This is a genomic window from Kineococcus aridisoli (assembly GCF_050871885.1).
Lineage (GTDB): Bacteria > Actinomycetota > Actinomycetes > Actinomycetales > Kineococcaceae > Kineococcus.
This window is the reverse complement of the sequence record NZ_JBJLSF010000008.1, coordinates 1-20859: the sequence shown is the minus strand read 5'-3', so window position 1 is coordinate 20859 and position 20859 is coordinate 1. Positions and strand designations below refer to the sequence as shown.

23 protein-coding genes are annotated in these 20859 nt (G+C 77.0%); 16 read left to right on the top strand and 7 right to left on the bottom strand.

Going from position 1 to position 20859, the window contains the following annotated elements:
• Window positions 1-73: 73 nt before the first annotated feature.
• Window positions 74-1024, top strand: a complete 951-nt coding sequence (miaA, locus tag ACRYM2_RS03880; RefSeq protein WP_432520024.1) for a tRNA (adenosine(37)-N6)-dimethylallyltransferase MiaA — start codon at window positions 74-76, stop codon at window positions 1022-1024.
• The gene (dapF, locus tag ACRYM2_RS03875; protein WP_432520091.1) at window positions 1012-2007 is read left to right on the top strand and encodes a diaminopimelate epimerase; all 996 of its coding nucleotides are present in this window, start codon (window positions 1012-1014) and stop codon (window positions 2005-2007) included. Before miaA ends, dapF begins: the two co-directional genes overlap by 13 nt.
• Here the strand turns inward: dapF and ACRYM2_RS03870 are convergent.
• Window positions 1991-2608 (bottom strand): class I SAM-dependent methyltransferase, encoded by a 618-nt coding sequence (locus ACRYM2_RS03870; protein ID WP_432520022.1) that lies wholly within the window; start codon window positions 2606-2608, stop codon window positions 1991-1993. The two genes, dapF and ACRYM2_RS03870, sit on opposite strands and share 17 nt — an antisense overlap.
• 134 nt (window positions 2609-2742) lie before the next feature.
• Here ACRYM2_RS03870 and hflX point away from each other — a divergent pair, with 134 nt between their 5' ends.
• From hflX to ACRYM2_RS03855, 3 genes are all read left to right on the top strand, one after another.
• Entirely contained in the window at window positions 2743-4344 is a 1602-nt protein-coding gene (gene hflX / locus ACRYM2_RS03865; protein ID WP_432520020.1) for a GTPase HflX, read from the top strand.
• A gap of 125 nt (window positions 4345-4469) precedes the next feature.
• On the top strand, window positions 4470-6539 hold the full coding sequence (locus ACRYM2_RS03860; RefSeq protein ID WP_432520019.1) for an ATP-dependent DNA helicase: 2070 nt from the start codon (window positions 4470-4472) through the stop codon (window positions 6537-6539).
• An 86-nt stretch (window positions 6540-6625) separates the two neighbouring features.
• Window positions 6626-7303 (top strand): aspartate/glutamate racemase family protein, encoded by a 678-nt coding sequence (locus tag ACRYM2_RS03855; protein ID WP_432520018.1) that lies wholly within the window; start codon window positions 6626-6628, stop codon window positions 7301-7303.
• 18 nt (window positions 7304-7321) lie between these two features.
• Here the strand turns inward: ACRYM2_RS03855 and lexA are convergent, their stop codons facing one another.
• Window positions 7322-8065 carry a transcriptional repressor LexA gene (lexA, locus tag ACRYM2_RS03850; protein WP_432520016.1) on the bottom strand — a complete coding sequence of 248 codons (744 nt, stop codon included), beginning with the start codon at window positions 8063-8065 and terminating at the stop codon, window positions 7322-7324.
• 133 nt (window positions 8066-8198) lie between these two features.
• On the opposite strand from lexA, the gene ACRYM2_RS03845 reads away from it, so the two are divergent.
• The 4 genes from ACRYM2_RS03845 (at window position 8199) to ACRYM2_RS03830 (ending at window position 10838) form a co-directional block, all read left to right on the top strand.
• Complete coding sequence (locus ACRYM2_RS03845; protein WP_432520015.1) at window positions 8199-8468, top strand: DUF2277 domain-containing protein; 270 nt, start codon at window positions 8199-8201, stop codon at window positions 8466-8468.
• Between the two features lie 216 nt (window positions 8469-8684).
• Entirely contained in the window at window positions 8685-9218 is a 534-nt protein-coding gene (locus tag ACRYM2_RS03840; RefSeq protein WP_432520012.1) for a hypothetical protein, read from the top strand.
• A gap of 154 nt (window positions 9219-9372) precedes the next feature.
• Entirely contained in the window at window positions 9373-9873 is a 501-nt protein-coding gene (gene nrdR / locus ACRYM2_RS03835) for a transcriptional regulator NrdR (RefSeq protein WP_432520010.1), read from the top strand.
• A gap of 59 nt (window positions 9874-9932) precedes the next feature.
• The gene (locus ACRYM2_RS03830; RefSeq protein ID WP_432520009.1) at window positions 9933-10838 is read left to right on the top strand and encodes a proteasome assembly chaperone family protein; all 906 of its coding nucleotides are present in this window, start codon (window positions 9933-9935) and stop codon (window positions 10836-10838) included.
• A 39-nt stretch (window positions 10839-10877) separates the two neighbouring features.
• Here ACRYM2_RS03830 and ACRYM2_RS03825 read toward each other — a convergent pair whose 3' ends face one another.
• A complete protein-coding gene (locus tag ACRYM2_RS03825; RefSeq protein WP_432520007.1) occupies window positions 10878-11333 on the bottom strand; it encodes a pilus assembly protein CpaE in 456 nt (151 codons plus the stop codon).
• A gap of 47 nt (window positions 11334-11380) precedes the next feature.
• Window positions 11381-11533 carry a hypothetical protein gene (locus tag ACRYM2_RS03820; protein ID WP_432520006.1) on the bottom strand — a complete coding sequence of 51 codons (153 nt, stop codon included), beginning with the start codon at window positions 11531-11533 and terminating at the stop codon, window positions 11381-11383.
• 95 nt (window positions 11534-11628) lie between these two features.
• Here ACRYM2_RS03820 and ACRYM2_RS03815 point away from each other — a divergent pair, with 95 nt between their 5' ends.
• The 4 genes from ACRYM2_RS03815 to ACRYM2_RS03800 all read left to right on the top strand — a co-directional run bounded on the left by ACRYM2_RS03815 (window position 11629) and on the right by ACRYM2_RS03800 (window position 14635).
• Entirely contained in the window at window positions 11629-11964 is a 336-nt protein-coding gene (locus ACRYM2_RS03815) for a TraR/DksA family transcriptional regulator (protein WP_432520004.1), read from the top strand.
• Between the two features lie 50 nt (window positions 11965-12014).
• Window positions 12015-12689, top strand: coding sequence for an SDR family oxidoreductase (locus ACRYM2_RS03810; protein ID WP_432520002.1), 675 nt, complete (start codon window positions 12015-12017; stop codon window positions 12687-12689).
• 87 nt (window positions 12690-12776) lie between these two features.
• Complete coding sequence (gene serA / locus ACRYM2_RS03805) at window positions 12777-14006, top strand: phosphoglycerate dehydrogenase (RefSeq protein ID WP_432520001.1); 1230 nt, start codon at window positions 12777-12779, stop codon at window positions 14004-14006.
• Window positions 14007-14056: 50 nt separating this feature from the next.
• Window positions 14057-14635 carry a metallophosphoesterase family protein gene (locus ACRYM2_RS03800; protein ID WP_432520090.1) on the top strand — a complete coding sequence of 193 codons (579 nt, stop codon included), beginning with the start codon at window positions 14057-14059 and terminating at the stop codon, window positions 14633-14635.
• Here the strand turns inward: ACRYM2_RS03800 and ACRYM2_RS03795 are convergent.
• The 3 genes from ACRYM2_RS03795 to ACRYM2_RS03785 are packed head-to-tail and all read right to left on the bottom strand — an operon-like array spanning window position 14626 to window position 18384.
• Window positions 14626-14853: a hypothetical protein gene (locus ACRYM2_RS03795; RefSeq protein WP_432520000.1), complete on the bottom strand. Its 228-nt coding sequence runs from the start codon at window positions 14851-14853 to the stop codon at window positions 14626-14628. The two genes, ACRYM2_RS03800 and ACRYM2_RS03795, sit on opposite strands and share 10 nt — an antisense overlap.
• Before the next feature lie 40 nt (window positions 14854-14893).
• Window positions 14894-16006, bottom strand: a complete 1113-nt coding sequence (locus ACRYM2_RS03790) for an LLM class flavin-dependent oxidoreductase (RefSeq protein WP_432519999.1) — start codon at window positions 16004-16006, stop codon at window positions 14894-14896.
• Window positions 16003-18384 carry a putative bifunctional diguanylate cyclase/phosphodiesterase gene (locus ACRYM2_RS03785; RefSeq protein WP_432519998.1) on the bottom strand — a complete coding sequence of 794 codons (2382 nt, stop codon included), beginning with the start codon at window positions 18382-18384 and terminating at the stop codon, window positions 16003-16005. The genes ACRYM2_RS03790 and ACRYM2_RS03785 overlap by 4 nt, the downstream gene beginning before the upstream one ends.
• Before the next feature lie 259 nt (window positions 18385-18643).
• Here ACRYM2_RS03785 and ACRYM2_RS03780 point away from each other — a divergent pair, with 259 nt between their 5' ends.
• The 3 genes from ACRYM2_RS03780 to ACRYM2_RS03770 are packed head-to-tail and all read left to right on the top strand — an operon-like array spanning window position 18644 to window position 20810.
• Entirely contained in the window at window positions 18644-19555 is a 912-nt protein-coding gene (locus ACRYM2_RS03780; RefSeq protein ID WP_432519997.1) for an ATP synthase subunit B family protein, read from the top strand.
• Complete coding sequence (locus ACRYM2_RS03775; protein ID WP_432519995.1) at window positions 19552-19998, top strand: phage holin family protein; 447 nt, start codon at window positions 19552-19554, stop codon at window positions 19996-19998. Before ACRYM2_RS03780 ends, ACRYM2_RS03775 begins: the two co-directional genes overlap by 4 nt.
• The gene (locus ACRYM2_RS03770) at window positions 19971-20810 is read left to right on the top strand and encodes a DUF3618 domain-containing protein (RefSeq protein ID WP_432519994.1); all 840 of its coding nucleotides are present in this window, start codon (window positions 19971-19973) and stop codon (window positions 20808-20810) included. The genes ACRYM2_RS03775 and ACRYM2_RS03770 overlap by 28 nt, the downstream gene beginning before the upstream one ends.
• Window positions 20811-20859 lie beyond the last annotated feature (49 nt).

Genomic DNA, 20859 nt, shown 5'->3' with positions numbered 1-20859 from the left:
ACCCCCGCGCGAGCGCCACGAGCGGCGGGCGAGGGGCGAACGGGTGCGCACCACTGTCTGCCACCATGCGTGCGTGGGCCACCCGGAACCTCTCCTCGCGATCGTCGGCCCCACCGCCACCGGCAAGTCCGACGTGGGCGTCGCCCTGGCCCGGCTGCTGGCCGAGCGGACCGGCCGCGCCGGCGAGGTCGTCAACGCCGACGCCATGCAGCTCTACCGCGGGATGGACGTCGGCACGGCGAAGCTGACGCCGCCCGAGCGGCAGGGGGTGGCGCACCACCTGCTCGACGTCCTCGACGTCACCGAACCCGCCGACGTGGCCACCTACCAGCGCGCGGCGCGCGCCGCCTTCGAGGAGGTCACCGCCCGCGGCGGCGTGCCCGTCCTCGTCGGCGGCTCCGGGCTGTACGTGCGCGCGGCACTGGACGACCTGCGCTTCCCGGGCACCGACCCGCGGGTGCGGGCCCGGTGGGAGGCGGCGCTGGCCGAGCGGGGGGCCCCGGCGCTGCACGCCGAGCTGGCCGCGCGCGACCCCGAGGCGGCGGCGCGGATCCTGCCCACCAACGGGCGGCGCGTCGTGCGCGCGCTGGAGGTCGGTGAGATCACCGGACGGCCCTTCGCCGCGTCGCTGCCCGAGCAGCGCTACGTGCGGCCGGCCGTCCAGGTCGCCCTCGCGGTGCCGCGCGAGCAGCTCGACGCGCGCATCGACGCCCGGGTGGAGCGCATGTTCGCCGGCGGCCTGCTCGAGGAGGTCGAGCGGCTCCAGGGCCGGGGCCTGCGCGAGGGCCGCACCGCCTCGCGCGCGCTGGGGTACGCGCAGGCGCTGGACGCCCTCGACGGGCGCTGCACGCCGGCGGAGGCCGTCGAGCTCACGGCCCGCCTGACGCGCCGCTTCGCGCGCAAGCAGGAGTCCTGGTTCCGCCGCGACCCGCGGGTGCGCTGGATCGAGGCGCCCGACGGCGCCGACCCCGCCGACCTGGCGCGCCGGGTGCTGGCGGCGCTGCCCGTAGCATCGCCCGCGTGAGCACCCAGCCGTCCGCCGCCGCCGCGACCGAGGGCGTCGCCTTCGTCAAGGGCCACGGCACCGAGAACGACTTCGTCCTCGTCGCCGACCCGGACGGCTCCTGGGACCCCGACCCCGCGCAGGTCGCCGCGGTCTGCGACCGCCGTGCGGGCATCGGCGCCGACGGGCTGGTCCGCGCGGTGCGCACCGCTGCGATCGCCGAGGGTGCCGCGCTGGCCGGCCGGGCCGAGTGGTTCATGGACTACCGCAACGCCGACGGCTCGCTGGCCGAGATGTGCGGCAACGGCGTGCGGGTCTTCGCCGAGTTCCTCCTCGCCGGCGGTCACCTGCCCGCCGAGGCGGGCGACGGCCGGTGGGTGCCCGTGGGCACCCGCGCCGGCCTGAAGCGGGTGCGCCGCGAGGCCGACGGGCGCTGGACCGCCGACATGGGCGCCTGGCGCCTGGTCGGCGGCGAGGCCGCGCTGCGCGCCGGCTCGGACGCCCTCGTGCACGTGCCCGGCCTGGACGGCGTCGCGCGCCCCGCGCTGTCGGTGGACCTCGGCAACCCGCACACCGTCGTGGCGCTGCCCGACGACGGCGAGCTGGAGCAGGCCGACCTCACGCGCGCGCCCTCCGTCGAGCCCGTGCCGCCCGCCGGCACGAACGTGGAGCTCGTGGTGCCGGAGTTCGGGGTGGACACGACCGGGAACTCCGTCGCCGACGTGGGCGACGTGCGGATGCGCGTGCACGAGCGCGGCTCGGGCGAGACGCGCTCGTGCGGCACGGGCGCCTGCGCGGCCGCGCTGGCGACCCGGGCCTGGGCCGGGGCGGGAGCCCCGGACGTGTGGCGGGTGGAGGTCCCCGGCGGTCAGCTCCTCGTGACGGTGGGGGAGGGTTCCAGCGCCGTCGCGGGCACGGTGCACCTCACCGGCCCGGCCGTGCTCGTGGCCTCGGGGACGATCGCCCCGGCGCTGCTGGCCCCGCGCCTCACGCCGGCCGGCTGACCGACAGCACGCGGAACCCCTTCGCCGTCGCCGTCCGCGTCGTGCTCGTACCGGGCACCGCGCCCTGCTCCAGCCAGCGGTGCAGCGAGTCGGCGCCCAGGTTCTTCTGCACCACCAGGTGCGCCGTGCCGCCCGGGGCCAGCCGCGGCAGCCAGCGCTGCAGCAGGGCGTGCAGGGCGGGCTTGCCGATCCGGATGGGCGGGTTGGACCAGATCTCGGTGAAGCGCAGGCCCTCGTCGACCTCGTCGGGCAGCTGCGCCCGCACGGCCACCCCCAGCCGCTCGGCGTTGCGCCGCACCAGGTCCAGCGCCCGCTCGTTGACGTCCACGGCGTGCACGCGCTGGTGCGGGCGGCGCAGCGCCAGCGTGAGGGCGATCGGGCCCCAGCCGCAGCCCAGGTCCAGGACGTCCCCCGGCGCGTCGCCGTCGGTGATCAGCGGCAGCAGCACGGAGGTCCCCGGGTCCAGCCGCTCGCCGCTGAAGACGCCGCGCGCCGTCTGGACGGTCACCGTGCGCCCGGCCAGCTGCACCGGCACCTCGCGCCGCTCGTCGGCGGTCGCGGGCCGGGCCGTGAAGTAGTGCTCACCGTCGGTCTGGACCACGCCCGCAGGGTACGGCCCGACGCCCGCCCGGCGGCGACACGCGGGCACCGGTGGCGAAATACCGTCGCCCCGCACGTCGTTGGAAGGGATGCTGGACCTGTCAGATCGACCGGCCGGCACGACCGAGGAGGTCCATGAACCACCGCCCCGCTCCCGCGACACCGCAGTCCGCGGAGCTCCAGCACGACCGCGACGTCGTCGCCGACCAGGACAGCGCCGCGACCCGCACCGAGCGTGACCGCGAGTTCGACCGAGCCGTCGAGCGCATCCTGCGCGGGCACGGCGCCGACGCCCTGGACCACGAGCACGAGGGTCCCGGCCGCGCGGACGGGCGGCAGGACGGGCACACCGACCTCGACGGCGACCAGCTCGACCTCGCCGACCGCCGCGCCCTGCGCCGGGCCGCCGGCCTGTCGACCGAGCTGACCGACGTCACCGAGGTCGAGTACCGGCAGCTGCGCCTCGAGCGCGTCGTCCTGGCGGGGGTGTGGTCCAGCGCCGACTCCAGCCGCGAGGAGGCCGAGGTCTCCCTGCAGGAGCTGTCCGCCCTGGCCGCCACCGCGGGCTCCGACGTCCTCGCCGGCGTCCTGCAGCGGCGCTCCACCCCCGACCCCGCCACCTACCTGGGGGCCGGCAAGGCGGCGGCGCTGGCCGACCTCGTCGCCGCCGAGGGCGCCGACACCGTCGTCTGCGACGGCGAGCTGTCGGCCTCGCAGCGCCGCGGCCTGGAGGACATCGTCAAGGTGAAGGTCGTCGACCGGACGGCCGTGATCCTGGACATCTTCGCCCAGCACGCCAAGAGCCGGGAGGGCAAGGCGCAGGTCGAGCTGGCGCAGCTGGAGTACCTGCTGCCGCGCCTGCGCGGCTGGGGCGAGTCGATGTCCCGCCAGGCCGGTGGTCGCGTCGCCGGCGGTGCGGGGATCGGCTCGCGCGGTCCCGGTGAGACGAAGATCGAGCTGGACCGCCGCCGCATCCGCACGCGGATGGCCAAGCTGCGTCGCGAGATCCGCGGCATGGGCACCGCCCGCGACGCCAAGCGCTCGCTGCGGGTGGCGCGCGCGGTGCCGGCGGTCTCGATCGCCGGGTACACCAACGCGGGCAAGTCCTCGCTGCTCAACCGGCTCACGGGTGCGGGCGTCCTCGTGGAGAACGCCCTCTTCGCGACGCTGGACCCGACGGTCCGGCGCGCGCAGACACCCGAGGGGCGCCCCTACACGCTGGCCGACACGGTCGGGTTCGTCCGCTCGCTGCCGCACCAGCTCGTGGAGGCCTTCCGCTCCACTCTGGAGGAGGTGGCCGAGTCCGACGTCGTCCTGCACGTCGTCGACGGCTCGCACCCCGACCCCGAGGGGCAGCTGGCCGCCGTGCGCGCCGTCCTGGCCGACGTCGGGGCCCAGGACGTGCCGGAGCTGGTGGCGGTCAACAAGGCCGACGTCGCCGACCCGGAGGTCGTCGACCGGCTGCTGCGCCGCGAGCGCGGTGCCGTCGCCGTCTCGGCCCGCACGGGCCAGGGCGTCGAGGAGCTGCTGGCGCGCATCGCCGAGATGCTGCCGGTGCCGGACGTCGAGATGGACGTGTGCGTGCCCTACGACCGCGGCGAGCTGGTCCACCGGGTGCACACCACCGGTCAGGTGCTCTCCGAGGAGCACACCGCGGCGGGCACCCGGATGCTGGCCCGCGTGCGCCCGCGGCTGGCCGCCGAGCTGGACCAGTACCGCTCCGCGCGCACGGCCTGAGGCGGCGCCGGCCCGGTCCCGCCGGGCCGTCGGCGCCGTCCCCACAGCCCCCCACCGCTGCCGCAGCGGTGGGGGGCTGCTTCCGTGCGGCGGGTCGTGTCGGTGCCGCGCGAGAGGATGGACCCGTGAGCGCACCGAGCACCGAGGACGTCGTCGAGCAGGCGGAGGTCGACGGCCACGAGGCCGCGCAGCTGCTCGAGCGCGTGGTGGACGCCCTCGGCGGTCAGCGCCGCGACGGGCAGGCGCGGATGGCGGGGGCGGTCACCGACGCCATCCGCACCCGCCGCCACCTGCTGGTGCAGGCGGGCACCGGGACGGGCAAGTCGATGGCGTACCTGGTGCCGGCGGTCGCGCACGCCGTGCACGCCGAGCGGGCGGTCGTGGTGAGCACGGCGACGCTGGCGCTGCAGGCGCAGGTGGTGGACCGCGACCTGCCGCGGCTGGCGGGTGCGCTGGCGCCGGTGCTGCACCGCGAACCCACCTGGGAGCTGCTCAAGGGGCGGGCCAACTACCTGTGCCGCAACAAGCTCGACGGCGGCTTCCCGGCCGACGAGGCGGCCCTCTTCGACGTGTCGGCACCCACCGCGGAGGCCGGCGGTGCCGACGGCGGGCGCCTGGGCCGCGAGGTCGTGCGGCTGCGCGATTGGGCGGCGACCACGCGCACCGGCGACCGCGACGAGCTCGACCCCGGGGTCAGCGACCGGGCCTGGCGCCAGGTGTCCGTCTCCGCGCGCGAGTGCCTGGGCGCGCAGCGCTGCCCCGTGGCGGCCGAGTGCTTCTCCGAGCGGGTCCGGGCGCGGGCGCGCACGGTCGACGTCGTCGTCACCAACCACGCCATGACGGCCATCGACGCCCTCGAGGGCGGCCAGCTGCTGCCCGAGCACGACGTCCTGGTCGTCGACGAGGCCCACGAGCTGGCCGACCGCGTGACGGCCGTGGCGACGGCGGAGCTGTCCGCGACCGTGCTCTCGGCGGCCTCGCGCCGGCTGCGCCGCTCCGCCGGGATCGTCTCCGAGGCGCTCGACGACGCCGCCGTCGCCCTGGAGAGCGCGCTGGAGACCGCGCCGCCGGGCCGCCTGGACCGCTGGCCGGGCGCCCTGGCCGCCGCGGTCGTCGCCGTGCGCGACGCCGCGCGCACCGCGCTGAGCGACCTCAAGGAGGCCGCCGACGGCGCGGACAAGGAGGACGTCGAGGGCCGCGGCGCGCGGCACCTGGCGCGCGCCGCCGTGCAGGAGGTCTTCTCCGTGGCCGAGCGGCTGGCCGAGGACGCCGGCCGAGAGGGCGCGGACGGTCACGACGTGGCGTGGGTGACGGCGGGCTCCGGCCCGGCCGCGCGGCCGCCGTCGCTGCACATCGCCCCGCTGTCGGTCGCCGGGCTGCTGCGCGAGCGGGTCTTCACCGACCGCACGGTCGTCGCGACGTCGGCGACGCTCAGCCTCGGCGGCTCCTTCGACGCGGTCGCCGGTGCCTTCGGCCTGGCGCGCGCCCGCAGCGACGGCGCGGCCGGGGGGCGCGGCGGCACGGCCTGGACGGGCGTGGACGTCGGCAGCCCCTTCGACTACGCCAAGCAGGGCATCCTCTACGTGGCCCGGCACCTGCCGGCGCCGGGGCGGGCGGGGGCGGGCGAGCTCGTCCTGGAGGAGCTGGCCGCGCTCGTGGAGGCCGCCGGCGGCCGCACGCTCGGGCTGTTCTCCTCCCGGCGCGCGGCCGAGGAAGCGGCGGCCGCCGTGCGCTCGCGCACCGGGCGCACGGTGCTGTGCCAGGGCGACGACCGGCTGCCCAAGCTGGTGCGCGCCTTCGCCGACGACCCGGCCACGTCGCTGTTCGGCACCCTCTCGCTGTGGCAGGGCGTCGACGTGCCCGGCCCCAGCTGCTCGCTGGTGGTCATCGACCGCATCCCCTTCCCGCGACCGGACGACCCGCTGATGTCGGCGCGCGCCCGGGCGGTCGACGCCGCGGGCGGCAACGGCTTCCTCACCGTGTCGGCCGCGCACGCGGCCGTGCGGCTGGCCCAGGGCGCGGGCCGCCTCGTGCGGGCCGCGGGCGACCGCGGCGTGGTGGCGGTCCTGGACTCCCGGCTGGCCACCGCCCGCTACGGCGGGTTCCTGCGCGAGAGCCTGCCGGGCTTCTGGCCGACGACCTCCGCGGAGGTCGCCCTGGAAGCGCTGCGACGGCTGACGAGCAGCGCCGGTTGAGCCGACCGGGTCGTTCCCGGGGCGTTCCCCCGCCGGACTCCCGCGAGGGTGCTGACGGGACGGGTGGGAGGTGGCATCCTCGGCGCGTGGCCACCGTGGGCTTCCTGCACTCCGCGCACGCGCACGTGCGCTCCTTCAGCGACCTGCTCGCCGAGCGCGACGACTCTGTCGCCGCCCGGCACCTGGTCGACACCGGCATGCTGGCGACCGCCCGCTCGCACGGGCTGCAGGCCGCGCGGCCGGCGATGGCCGACCGCCTGCGCCGGCTGGTCGCCGAGGGTGCCGAGGTGGTCGTGTGCACCTGCTCGACGACGGGTGCGCTGGCCGAGGAGGTCGGGGCCCGGACGGGCGTGCGCGTCGTGCGCGTGGACCGGCCGATGGCCGAGGCCGCCGTGCTCGCGGGCCGGCGGATCGCGGTGGTGACCTCGCTGGGCGAGGCCGCCGACACCCTGCTCCCGCTGCTGCGCGAGTGCGCTCGCGACACCGGCCGCGACGTGCAGCTGCTCGACGTGCGCTGCACCGACACGTGGACGGCTTTCGAGTCCGGGGACCTGCTCACCTACACCACGGGAGTCGCCGAGGCCGTCCGCCGAGCGGTCGCCTCCCTGCAGCCGGCCGTGGACGTCGTCGTCCTGGCGCAGGCCAGCATGCTCGACGCGGCGCCGCTGCTGCGCGACCTGCACGTGCCGGTGCTCACCTCGCCGCGGCTGGCTGTGGAGGCCGCGGTCGAGGCGGTGGTGCCGGTGGTCCCCGCCGGGCGCTGACCCGCCGGGGGCGCGGCCTCAGAGGCTGCGCAGCACCGCCGTGACGCGGCCCAGGATCGTCGCCTCGTCGCCGTCGATGGGCTCGAACAGCGGGTTGCGCGGCATCAGCCTGACGTGCCCGTCCTTGCGCTGGAGGACCTTCACGGTGGCCTCCCCGTCGATCATCGCGGCCACCACGTCACCGTTCTCGGCCGTCGGCTGCTGGCGCACGACGACCCAGTCGCCGTCGCAGATGGCCGCTTCGATCATCGACTCGCCGACCACGCGCAGCATGAAGTGCTCACCCGTGCCCACCAGCTGGGCCGGCAGCGGGAAGACCTCCTCCACGAGCTGCTCGGCCAGGATCGGCCCGCCGGCGGCGATGCGCCCGACCAGGGGCACGTAGCGCGGGGCGGGACGCTCGTCCTGCGCGCCGCCGTCGTCGGAGGTTCCCAGCGGCTGCGGCGGCGCGACGACCTCCAGGGTCCGCGGCCGGCGCGGGTCCTTGCGCAGGTAGCCCAGCCGCTCGAGGGTCTTCACCTGGTGCGCCACGCTGCTGGGGCTGGTCAGGCCGACCGCCTGGCCGATCTCCCGCATGCTCGGCGGGTAGCCGCGCGCCTCGACGCACTCCGTGATGGCGGCGAGGACCCGGCGCTGGCGGGCGGTCAGCCCGTCGGGGCCGAAGGGGGTGTCGGGGAACTGGTGCACCGAGGCGACGGCGGCGGTGGGCGCGGTCCCGTCCGCGTCGGCGGCGTCGTCGGTCCCGTCCAGCACGTCGGCCACGTCTGCTCCCTGCTCGCTCGTCCGCCGGGCTCCGTCCCGGCGCCCGGTCCCGGTCACGGTAGCCACCCCGCCCCGGAGGATCAAACACCTGTTCGAAGGTGGCGTGTCGCACCGGCTGCGTAGCGTGCCCGCCATGTGCCGGAACATCCGCCAGCTGCACAACTTCGAGCCCGCCGCGACGGAGGAGGAGGTGCGCGCCGCGGCGCTGCAGTACGTGCGCAAGGTGGCCGGGACCACCCGGCCGTCGGCGCGCAACCAGGCCGCCTTCGAGCGCGCCGTGGAGGCCGTCGCGGCGGCGACGCGCGAGCTGCTCGGCGAGCTCGTGACCGCCGCGCCGCCCAGGGACCGGGAGGTGGAGGCGGCGCGCGCCCGCGAGCGCAGCGCTCGCCGCTTCGCCTCCTGAGGTCGGCCGGGGGCCCGGCTCGCGCGGGCCGGCGGGGGCTGCGCGGCGTCGTCGCAGGTCGGCGCACGTGTCGGTGGTCGGTGGCAGCGTGCGCTGCCTGTCCCCGGAGCGGCCGAGAGCCGCCGGGGGCGTGCACCACCGCCGTGGCGGTGGTAGAACAGGCCCGCCGCTTCGAACACCCGTTCGAAGCGGCGCCCGAGCTGGAGGTCCCTGCCCGTGAGCACCACCGCCCTCACCCTCGTCCCGTGCGAGCCCGCTCTCGACGCCGTGCGCCTGCCCCGCCCGCGCCGGGGTGCGCCCCCCTCGCGCGCCCGCTCCGCGTCGCGCCCGCTCGCCCTGGTCGCCGGGGGTGCCCGGTCCGCACGGGCCGGCGGCGGTCCCGCCGCGGCCCGGCGCCGCGGCGGCTGCGAGGCGCTCGCGGCACCGCTCGCCACGCCCGTCCCCGACCGCCGGCCGCTGCGCCTGACCCGCCGCGGGCGGCTGGTGGTCTCCTGCACCGCCGCCACGCTCGTGACGACGGCGGTCGTGGCGGTGGCGGGCGCCCTGGGCGGCGCCGCGGCCGACGCGCAGCCGGTGGCCACGCCCACCGTGGTCACGGTGCTGCCGGGGCAGACGCTCTCGGAGATCGCCGCCGACGTCTCCCCGCACGAGGACTGGCGCGAGGTCGCCACGCGCATCGCCGACGTCAACGACCTGCCCACGATGGTGGTGCGCGCCGGTCAGCGGCTGACCCTGCCGGCACGCGGCTGAGCCGCTCGTGCCCCCCGGCCCGCCCCCGCCCGCGCCGCCCGGGGGCGGGTGCGGTGACGCGCCCGACGGCGTGTCGCTTGCCCGGCGTGTCGCTCTCGACGTACCGTCCACTCTGGACCACACCTGTCTGCCGGATCCGGGGGAGGACGTCGGGGTGCACTGCCCGTTCTGTCGGCACGAGGACTCGCGCGTGGTCGACTCGCGCACGACCGACGACGGGAGCTCCATCCGGCGCCGGCGCCAGTGCCCGAACTGCTCCAAGCGGTTCACCACGGTGGAGACGGCCAGCCTGACGGTCACCAAGCGCTCGGGCGCCTCCGAGCCCTTCAGCCGCGCCAAGATCGCCAGCGGGGTCCGCAAGGCGTGCCAGGGGCGGCCGGTGAGCGAGGACGACATCGCCCTGCTGGCGCACCGCGTCGAGGAGGCCGTGCGCGCCCAGGGCGCCGCCGAGATCGACGCTCACCAGGTGGGGCTGGCGACGCTGCCGTTCCTGCAGGAGCTCGACGAGGTGGCCTACCTGCGCTTCGCCTCCGTCTACCAGGCGTTCGACTCCCTGGACGACTTCGAGAAGGCCATCGAGCGGCTGCGCACCGAGCGCGAGGCCGCCCTCGCAGCGCTCGCCGAGGGCGACCGGCCGCTGCCCGCCCGCGGCTGACGCGCCACCGGCCGCCTGCTCGGGCCGCCGGGCGCGCCGGGGGCGGGGATGATGTCCCCATGCTGGATCCCGCATCCCTGTACTCCTACGAGGGTGAGCGCCCGGTGCTCGTGGAACCGCCGCTCGTGGTCGCGCTGTCCGGCTTCGTCGACGCCGGCAGCGCGGTCCGCCTGGCGGTGGAGCACCTGCTGGGCACCCGCGACCACGAGGTCGTGGCCACCTTCGACGTCGACCAGCTGCACGACTACCGCGCCCGCCGCCCCACCATGACCTTCGGCGGCACCAGCTGGACCGACTACGAGGCCCCCCGCCTGCAGCTGCACCGCCTGCACGACGAGGAGGGGTCCTCGCTGCTGCTGCTCACCGGCCCCGAACCGGACGTGCAGTGGGAGCGCTTCACCGCCGCCGTGTGGCAGCTGGCGGACGACCTCGGCGTCGGGCTGACGATCGTGCTCAACGCGGCTCCGACGGCCGTGCCGCACACCCGTCCCAGCGGGGTGACCGCCAGCGCGAGCCGGCCCGAGCTGCTCGAGGGGTACCGCACCTGGGACGTCGAGGCCCAGGTGCCCGGGCACGCCGCGGCGCTGCTGGCGCTGCGCGGCGCGCAGGCGGGCCGCGACGTCCTCTCGGTGCTCGCCCACGTGCCGCACTACCTCGCCGGCAACGAGTACCCCGACGCCGCTGCCGTGCTCGTGCGCACCCTCTCCGGGGCCACCGGCGTCGCGGCCTCGGTGCAGGAGCTGCTGGAGGCCGCCTCGCGCACGCGCGTGGAGGTCGACGCCCAGGTGGCGGACTCCCCGGAGGCCGCGGCGGTGGTGCGCGCCCTCGAGGAGCAGTACGACGCCTCCGGTGACGCCGGCCGGGGGACGGAGGCCGGCAGCGCCTTCCTGCCCACGGCCGACGAGCTGGGGGAGGAGTTCGAGCGCTTCCTGGCCGGCCGCGAGGAGGACCCGGGCACGCCCTGACGCGCGGCGCTCGAGCCGGGGCCCGGTCCGGGTTCCGGCTCAGGCGCCGGTCGTGGCCCCTGCGCTGCCGCTGGTGCCGCCGCGGGCGCCGGAGAGGTGGTGCAGCAGGGCGCGCGCGTAGGCGTCGGAGGGGTCCTCGGCCTCGAAGGCGTCTGCGCCGTGCTCGTCGAGCAGCAGCACCCGGTGCACCACGGCCTCGCCGACGTCGCGCCGCTCCAGCCGGGTGAAGCGCTCCCCGAGCAGCTCGCGCAGCTGGTGCTCGGCCGGCAGCCAGCAGGCCTCCGGCTGGTCCACGGAGTCCAGCGCCCACTCGGTGGTGCCGTTGAAGCCGATGATGCGCCCGCCGGGGTGGTCGTGGACCTCCACGGTCATGTCGCTGAGCGTGAACACGTCGTCGTCCATGTCCCGGTGCGGGATGACGAAGCGGTCGCCGGAGGCCGGGTGCCACTCCAGGCCGGCGTCCTTGAGCTGCAGCGCGAGATCGACGGAGATCACCGCACCAGCATGGACCGCGGACCCGGTCGCCGCCACGCCGCCCGCGTTCAGCGCGAGCCCGCGCGCGCCACCGTCTTCCCCGTGCTGGCCCCCCGCAGCAGGCCGACCCGCGCGGTCATCCCCGGCACGCCCGGGGCGGAGTCCTCGGGGACGGGTTCGCCGACCGGTCGGCGGGCCAGGGTGCCCGGGGTGGTGCGCACGATCTGCCACCCTGCCCCCGTGGTGCCGGACCGGCAGCCGCAGGGTAGGAACGGACGAGCCCCGCACGGGGGCCCCTAGACGAGGAGACACGCACATGGACACCGAGGTCGCGCGCGAGCGGTTGCTGGCGCTGCAGCAGGAGCTGCGGGCCAGCATCGAGGGGATCACCGCGCGGCTGGAGCGGGGCGTCTACTCCGACGACCCCGCGGGCGGGGCCGACTTCGGCGACCGCGGCGCGCACGAGCAGCAGGCCGCGGAGGAGGAGGGGCTGCTCGACGGCGTGCGCCGCCGCCTGAACAGCGTGGAGGACGCCCTGCGGCGCATCGACGAGGGCACCTACGGCATCTCCGTGGTCTCCGGCAAGCCCATCCCCGAGGAGCGCCTGGAGGCCCTGCCCGACGCCGCCACCCTGGTCGACGAGGAGCTCTAGCCGCACCGGCCGCCGGTGCGCGCGCGGGCGCGCGGCCCTACGGTCGCCGCATGCGCATCGCCATCGCCGGAGCCCACGGCCAGATCGCCCGACTGCTGGCGGCCCGCCTCACCGGCCGCGGGGACGAGGTCCTCGGACTGGTCCGCAACCCCGCCCACGTGCAGGAGCTCACCGCCGCCGGGGTCTCCCCGCTGGTGCGCGACCTGGAGGCCGTCGCGGCGGGCGACCTCGCCGGCGACCTGCGCGGGGCGGACGCCGTCGTCTTCGCCGCCGGCGCCGGCCCGGGCAGCGGCGCGGCCCGCAAGGACACCGTCGACCGCGCCGCGGCCGTGCTGCTGGCCGACGCGGCGCAGGCGGCCGGGGTGCCGGCGTACCTGCTCGTCTCCTCGTACGGCGTCGACGCGGTGCGCGCGGGCGCCACCCCCCAGGGGGTCGACGAGGTGTTCGCGGCCTACCTGCGCGCCAAGCTCGCCGCCGAGGAGGACCTGCTGGCCCGCGAGGGGCTGCTGGTCTCGGTGCTGCGGCCGGGGGCGCTCACCGACGACGAGCCCACCGGCCGCGTGCTGCTGGCGCCGTCGGTGCCCCGCGGTGCGGTGCCGCGCGCCGACGTGGCGGCCGTGTGCGCCGGCCTGCTCGACCGGCTGCACGCCGGGCCGGCGCCCGCGCGCGTGCTGGAGCTCGTCGGCGGCGAGCGCCCGGTGGACGAGGCCGTCGCCGCCGCCTGAGCGGTGGCGGCGGGCGTGGTCCGCGCCACGTCCGCGGTGCGCCAGACTGGCCCCGCGAGAACCCGTCCGCTGGAAGCAGGAGGAGCCGTGCCCGCCCCCGACACCGCGCCGACCCGCAAGGGCCGTGCGCTGCTGCTGGAGAACATCCACGCCGACGCCGAGGCGCTGCTGTCCGAGGCCGGCTGGGAGGTCGAGACGGCGTCCGGCGCCCTCGACGAGGCGGAGCTCGTCGAGCGGCTGGCCGGGGTGTCCCTGCTGGGCATCCGCTCGCAGACCCAGGTGAGCGCGAGGGTCCTCGAGGCCTCGCCGGACCTGCGGGCGGTCGGCGCCTTCTGCATCGGCACCAACCAGATCGACCTGTTCGCCGCGGCCGCGCACGGCGTGGCGGTCTTCAACGCCCCCTACAGCAACACCCGCAGCGTCGTGGAGCTGGCGCTGGCGGAGATCATCGCGCTGACGCGCCGGCTGACGGTCAAGGACCGCGCCATGCACGAGGGCGTGTGGGACAAGTCCGCCACCGGCTCGCACGAGGTGCGCGGGCGCCGGCTGGGCATCGTCGGCTACGGCAACATCGGCTCGCAGCTGTCGGTGGTCGCCGAGGCGCTGGGCATGAGCGTCTTCTTCTACGACACCACCGACAAGCTGGCGCTGGGCAACGCGCGCCGCTGCGGCAGCCTGGGCGAGGTCCTGGAGATCGCCGACGTCGTGACGCTGCACGTGGACGGCCGCAGCTCCAACAGCGGCTTCTTCGGCCAGGAGGAGTTCTCCCGCATGCGGCCGGGCTCGATCTTCCTGAACCTCTCCCGCGGCTTCGTCGTCGACCACGGCGCGCTGCGCCGGCACGTGGAGTCCGGCCACATCGCCGGCGCCGCGATCGACGTCTTCCCCAGCGAGCCCAAGGGCAGCGGGCAGTCCTTCGACTCCGAGCTGCGCGGCCTGCCCAACGTCATCCTCACCCCGCACGTGGGGGGCTCGACCGAGGAGGCCCAGGAGGACATCGGCCGCTTCGTCGCCGCGAAGCTGCGCGACTACGCGCTGCACGGCGCCACGACGCTGTCGGTGAACCTGCCGGCGCTGGCGACGGAGACCTCGCCGGGCAGGGTGCGGCTGGCCCACCTGCACCGCAACGTGCCCGGGGTGCTGGCGGCCATCAACGGGGTGCTGGCCGGGGCGGGCGTGAACATCGAGTCCCAGCAGCTGGCCACCCGCGGCGACCTCGGCTACGTCGTCACCGACATCGCGGCCCCGGCCGCCGACGAGGTCGGGCGCCGGCTGCAGGAGCTGCCGGAGACCGTCCGGGTGCGCCAGCTCAGCTGAGGGGCCCCGTGGACCAGTCGCCGGAGCGGTCGCCGGAGCGGGCGGGCGGCGTGCGGTTGCTGCTCGTCTCCGACACGCACCTGCCGCGGCGGGCCAAGGACCTGCCGGCGCCGGTGTGGGCTGCCGTGGACGCCGCCGACGTCGTCGTGCACGCGGGGGACTGGTGCGACGAGGCGACGGTGCTCGCGCTGCGCGAGCGCTCCCGCCGCCTCGTGGGCGTCGCCGGCAACAACGACGGCCCGCCCGTGCGCCGGCACCTGGAGGAGTTCGCGCGGTTCGAGGCGGGCGGGGTGCGCTTCGGCGTGGTCCACGAGACCGGCGGGGCGCCCGGCCGCGAACGCCGCTGCGACGCCCTGTACGCGCAGCGCTGCGACGTGCTGGTCTTCGGGCACAGCCACGTCCCGTGGGACTCCACGACGCCCTCCGGGCTGCGGCTGCTCAACCCCGGCTCGCCGACGGACCGCCGGCGGATGCCGACGTGCACCTACCTCACGGCGATCGCCGCGGGTGGCCGGCTGCACGAGGTGGAGCTCCACCACCTGCCGCTCCGCGCGCCCGCCCGCCGCGCTGCCCCGCCGGCGGGCCCCGGAGCCGGCCGCCCCTCGCAGCCGGGCGCGTCTCAGAGGTAGATGTCCAGGCGCCCGGGCGGTGCCGGGGCCCCGGTCGGCCCGTCCACCGCGGCGGCGCGCCGCACCGCGGCGGGGCGGGCGCGGCGGGCCCGCTCGTCGCGCTCGTGCTGGTCCTGCGACCGGTCCTCCGCGTCGGAGGACGGGCGTTCGCGGGGCGCGGCCTCGGCGGGCCGCACGACCTGCAGGGAGCCCCACCCGCTGCTCGAGAGGCTGATCATGTCTAGAAGATCGGCCGCTCACCGCGGGTGGCTGAGCGCGTTACAGGTGTTCACCCGTTCGGAGCACGGTTCCACCCGGACGGCTTGACGCCGGGTCGTCGACCGCACCCGGCGTGACCGCCGGCCCCCAGGCGCGCGCCAGCAGCTCGTAGGAGCGCACCCGCTCGGCCGGGTCGTGCGCCGCCGTGACCACCACCAGCTCGTCGGCTCCCGTGCGCCGCACCAGCTCCCGCAGCCGGGTCGCCACCTCCGCCGGGGTGCCGGCGACCAGCTGCTCGCGCGCCTGCGCGGCGAGGTTGCGCTCCAGCAGCGTCCAGCGGTGCTCGGCCGCCTCCCGCGGGCTGGGCAGCGGCCCGGGGCGCCCCTGCCGCAGCCGGGCCGTCGCCAGCAGGCTCGCCGCCGCCAGCTGCCGGGCGCGCTCGTCGCTGTCGGCCACGACCGCGGCCACGGCCAGCAGGGCGTGCGGCCGCGAGCGGCGCGCGGAGGGCCGGAAGCGCTCGCGGTAGTCGCGCAGCGCGGCGACGGGGTCGGCGGTGCCGAAGTGCCCCGCGTAGGCGTACCCGGTGCCCAGCGCCGCGGCCGTGCGCGCACCGTGCTCGCTGGAGCCGAGGACCCACAGCGGCGGCAGCGGCACGTCCACCGGTGCGGCCGCGACGGAGGCGAACGGGTGGCCGGGCGGGAAGCCGTCGACGAAGCCGAGCAGCTGCGCGAACCGCTCGTCGAAGTCGTCGGCGGCGAGCGCCTCGCGCGAGCCCCGCAGCGCCAGCGCCGCGCGGGCGTCGGTGCCCGGTGCCCGCCCGAGGCCGAGGTCGATGCGCCCCGGGTGCAGCCCCTCCAGCGCCCGGAACGTCTCGGCCACCGCCAGCGGCGAGTGGTTGGGCAGCATGACCCCGCCGGCGCCGACCCGGATGCGCGAGGTCGTGGCGGCCACCGTCGCGATGAGCACGTGCGGGGAGGCGCTCGCGGTGCCGGGGGCGTTGTGGTGCTCGGCGACCCAGTAGCGGTGGTAGCCGCAGCGCTCGGCGGCCCGTGCCAGCTCCACGCTGGCGCGCAGCGCCGCCGGGCCGCTCGACCCGGACGCCACCGGCGACAGGTCCAGCACGGACAGCGGCACGGGCGCGGGGTCGGGCGGGGGGTCCGGCGGGGTGCTCACCCCCGCGGCAACCCGGCGCCGGCGGGCGCTGTTCCGCGCACGGGGGTCGGCGCCGCGGCGCCGGCGGGCTCGCGGTCGCGGGCGGCCAGCCACCGCTCCAGCGCCGGCACCGGCAGCGCCTTGGCGAAGTGCCAGCCCTGCACCAGGTCGCAGCCGGCCGCGGCCAGCGCCGCGCAGGTGGCGGCGTCCTCCACGCCCTCGGCCACCAGCCGCAGGCCCAGGGAGTGCGCCAGCGCGGTGGTGGAGCTGACGATCGCCAGCGCGCGCGGGTCCTCGACGCCGTCGACGACGAGGTCGGTGACGAAGCTCTTGTCGAGCTTGAGGTCGTCGAAGGACAGCTGGCGCAGGTAGGCCAGCGAGGAGTAGCCGGTGCCGTAGTCGTCCACGGCCACCCGCACCCCGCGCCGGCGCAGGCCGTCGAGGATGCCGCGCGCCCGCTCGGGGTCGGCCATGAGGAAGTCCTCGGTGATCTCCACCTCGAGCAGCTGCGCCGGCAGCGAGCGGGAGGCCAGCAGCGCCGCGACGCGCTCGGGCAGCCCGGCGTCGTCCAGGGAGGTCGCGGACAGGTTGACCGCCACGGCCAGCGGGCGGCCGGCGGCCAGCCACGCGGCGGCCTGGTCCACGGCCTGCTCCAGGACGGCCGTGGTGAGGTCCTCCATGAGGCCCGCCGCCTCGACGACCGGCAGGATCACGTCCGGGAACAGCAGGCCGCGGGTGGGGTGCTGCCAGCGCACGAGCGCCTCCACGCTGTCGACGCGGCCGGTGCGCAGGTCCACCTTCGGCTGGTAGTGCAGCGCGAGGGCCCGCTCGTCGATGGCCGTGCGCAGCAGTTCGGCGGTGCTGAAGCGGTCGCCGGAGGCGAACTCGTCGACGGCCAGCTCGTAGGTGAAGGTGCCCAGCCGGCGCGTCTTGGCGTGGTACATCGCCACGTCCGCCTGGCGCAGCAGCGCCGCCGGCTCGGCGGCCGCGGCCGGCATCACGGCGATGCCGATGCTGGCGCGGGCGCGCACCTGCAGGCCGTCGAGCTCGACCGGTTCCAGCAGCGAGGCGTGCACGGCCTCGGCGACCGCGTGCGCCTGCCGCGCGCAGTCGCCGAACAGCGCGACGGCGAACTCGTCGCCGCCCAGCCGCACCACGAGCGCGCGGTGCTGCGGACCGGCCCCCGCGGGGACGGCGCTGCCGCCCACGTGCTGCAGGCGCTGCCCGAGGGCGTGCAGCAGGGCGTCGCCGGTGGTGTGCCCGAGGCTGTCGTTGACGTCCTTGAACGCGTCGAGGTCGAGCAGCACGAGCGCCACCTCCTCCTCGGCCGGTGCGCGGTGCAGCCGCTCGGAGACCCGGCGGTACAGCGCCCGCCGGTTGCCCAGCCCGGTCAGCTCGTCGGTCAGCGCCAGCTCGCGGCTCTCGGCGAGCTCGCTGACCTGCCGGTAGGTGTCCACCAGCCGCGCCAGCGCGAGGGCGACGGTCGCGGCGGCCAGCGCGACGGTGACCGGGTGCAGCCGGTGCACGTGGTCGACGACGAGCAGGACGAGCGCGCTGGCGGCGCAGGCGAGCGGGAGCGCCGTGCGCGCCCAGGGCGGCATCCGCGGGCCGACGGGGGTGGCGGCCCAGCCGGGGGTGAACGCGGTGAGCACGACGCCGAGCACCCACACGCCGTCGCCGGGCCCGCCGGAGACGTAGGTGCCCAGGGCGGTCGCGAACAGGTAGGCGACGTCGGCGACGACGAAGAGCAGCAGACCGCCGGCCGCCAGCCACAGCCCGGCCGGCGGCCGCCAGCCGAACAGCGAGACGACCGCGGCGAGCACGAGGAGCAGCGCGAGGTCGAGCGCCGGGTAGGCGCTGGTCGTGGCGACCGCCGCCCACGAGCCCTGCACCGACAGGATCGGGGCGACGAGCGCCGCGGAGGCGACGGCGGCCACGGCGAGGGCGCCGACGGCCCCGTCCAGCCACAGGGCGCGCCCGTGCCGGGCGTCCCGGCGCTGGGCCAGCAGGACCAGCGCCGCGAACGTCACCGGGTAGGAGGCCAGGAAGAAGGCGTCGGCGGCCGAGGGGAAGGACGCCGACGGCCCGCGCTCGAACAGCGACCAGACGACGTTGCCGGTGCCGTAGACGGCCAGCCCGGCGGCCAGCAGGTACCCGCCGCGGCGCGGTCGGCGCCCGCGGTGGGCGCGCACGGCGCACAGCGCCGCGGCGCACAGGTAGGCCGCGTTGTTGAGGAAGCCGTCCAGGAACGGGTCGTAGCCGGGCGCGGTGCCCAGCAGCGCGCGGACCCCCGGCACCGTGGTGAGCACGAACAGCGCCGGGGGCAGCAGGAGCAGCACGTGCGCCGCGGCGCGCCGACGGCTGCCGCGGGCCGGTGCCTGCGCTGACGGGTGGGACACGTCTCCTCCTTCCGCTCGACCGCTCTCGTCAGGGGGATCGGCACCGGGAGGGTCCGCCCGCACCCGCTGAACGGGTGGGAGCACGCTCCCGGCGGCGCCCGTCCCGTCCCGCGCACCGATCGGACGTTTGAGCAGCGGAGGGGCGGGTAGGTGATCTTTCGAACCGCTGACCGGTCGAAGACCCGGGTGAACGGTGAACCGCTCGTGCGCGGGCGGGTCCACCCGCCCGGCGCACGGATCATCGACGAAGGAGGACGGCATGGCGTACAGCAGCAGCACCGGTGGTTCCGGTGGCGGCCGCGCGGCCGAGGCAGCCTCGACGGCCAAGGAGCAGGCCGGGGACGTCGCGGGGCACGCGAAGGAGCAGGCCGGGAACGTCGCCGGGCACGCCCAGCAGCAGGCCGGCGCGGTCGCCGGCCACGCCAAGGAGCAGGCGAGCGCCGTCGCCGGGCACGCCCAGGAGCAGGCCGGCGCGGTCGCCGGCAGCGTGAAGGAGCAGGCCGGCGAGGTCGTGGCCGAGGCCAGGACGCAGGCGATGGACCTGCTGGGCGAGCTGCGCCGGCAGGTCGACGAGCAGTCCGAGGCCCAGCGCGGGCGGCTCGCCGCCTTCCTGCGCTCCGCCGGTGACGAGCTGGCGCAGATGGGCCGCAGCAGCGAGGGTTCGGGCGTCGCCACGAACCTCGTGCGCCAGGCGGGCCAGCGCGCCACGTCGTGGGGCTCCTCCCTGGAGTCCAGCAGCACCACCGACCTGCTGGAGCAGGTGCGCAGCTTCGCCCGCCGCAAGCCGGGCACGTTCCTGCTGGGTGCGCTGGCCGCGGGCGTCCTCGCCGGCCGCGCCACCCGCGGGGTGAGCGCCGCGAGCTCGCACACCAGCGACAGCCCGGCCGGCACCGGCCGGCAGCTGGAGCCCCTCAGCACCGCCCCGACCCCCACCTACGGCACCGCCGGGCTGCCCCCGGTCGGCGTCGGCACCGGGGTCGCCGCCCACGGCACCGACTTCGGGGTGGGCCAGCGCACCGGGACCCAGTACGCGGGCCAGCACGCGGACCAGGGCGTCCAGCACGACGTCGACGTCTACGGCGAGAACACCCAGGAGGACCTGCTGCCGCACCACCTGCGCAGCGACGTCCCCTCGGTGTCCGACGCCCCGGCGCACGGGTCCCGCCCGTGAGCGCGCCGACCTCGGGCTCGCACGCCGCCGGGCCGGAGGAGACCGGCGCCGGTGCCCCGCGGCAGGAGCGCTCGATCGGCGAGATCTTCTCCAGCATCACCACCGAGCTGTCGACGCTGGTCCGCCAGGAGATCGCGCTCGCGAAGACGGAACTGCGCCAGGACGCCAAGAACGCCGGTCGCGGCGCGGGGCTGCTCGCGGGCGCCGGCGTCGCCGGGCACCTGTTCCTCATCTCGCTCACCGCCCTGGCGATCCTGGCCATCGGCCACCTCATCGGCCACGCCTGGGCGGCGCTCATCGTGACCGTCGTCTGGGGCGTCGTGGCGGCGGTGCTCGCCAAGTCCGGCCAGAAGGCCCTCAAGCAGGTTCCGCCTCCGCTGGAGCGGACCACCGTGACTCTGAAGGAGGACGCGCAATGGGTGAAGCACCCGACCAGCAGCTGAGCAGCCGCGAGCTCGAGGGGGAGATCGCGCAGACCCGGTCGTCGCTGAGCGCCGATCTCGACGAGCTCACCGACCGCCTCAGCCCCTCCAACGTCGCCGACCGCGCCAAGGAGCACGCCAAGGACCGCGTCGTCGGTGCCGTCGGCAGCGTCCGCGACCGCGTCATGGGCACCGCCCACGACGTCGCCGGCGCCGCTTCGGGCGCGGGCCACTCCGTGGCCGACCGCGTCACCGGCGCGGGCCACTCGGTGGCCGGCGGCGTCTCCGGCGCGGGCCACTCGGTGGCCGACCGCGTCTCCTCGGCCAGGGACGGCGTCGGGTCGGCCACCAGCTCCGCGGCCGGTTCGGTCGGCGACGCGCGGGCGGCCGCCACGGCCAAGACGCGCGGCAACCCGCTGGCCGCCGGCCTGGTGGCCTTCGGCGCCGGCTGGCTCATCGCCTCCCTGCTGCCCGCCAGCCAGAAGGAGGCCGACGTCGCCGCGGCCGCCAAGCACAAGGTGCAGGACTCCGGCGCCCTCGACGCGGTCAAGGACACCGTCCTCGACGTGCGCGAGTCGGTGCAGGAGCAGGCCAAGGGGGCGGCGCAGGCCGTCGCCGAGACCGCCCGCGGTGCAGCCGACACCGTCCGCTCGGACGCCCAGGGCGCCGTGGCGGAGGTCAAGGAGCACGCGCAGGGTTCCGCGGCGGAGGTCAAGGAGCACGCCCAGGGCGCCGCCGCCGAGGTCAAGGACCACGGCCAGTCGGCTGCTTCCGAGGTCAAGGACCACGGCCAGTCCGCCGCCTCCGACGTCAAGGGCAGCGCCCAGCGCTGACCCGCCGCAGGATCGACGCAGATCGCGCTCGCCGGGTCTCCCGGCGAGC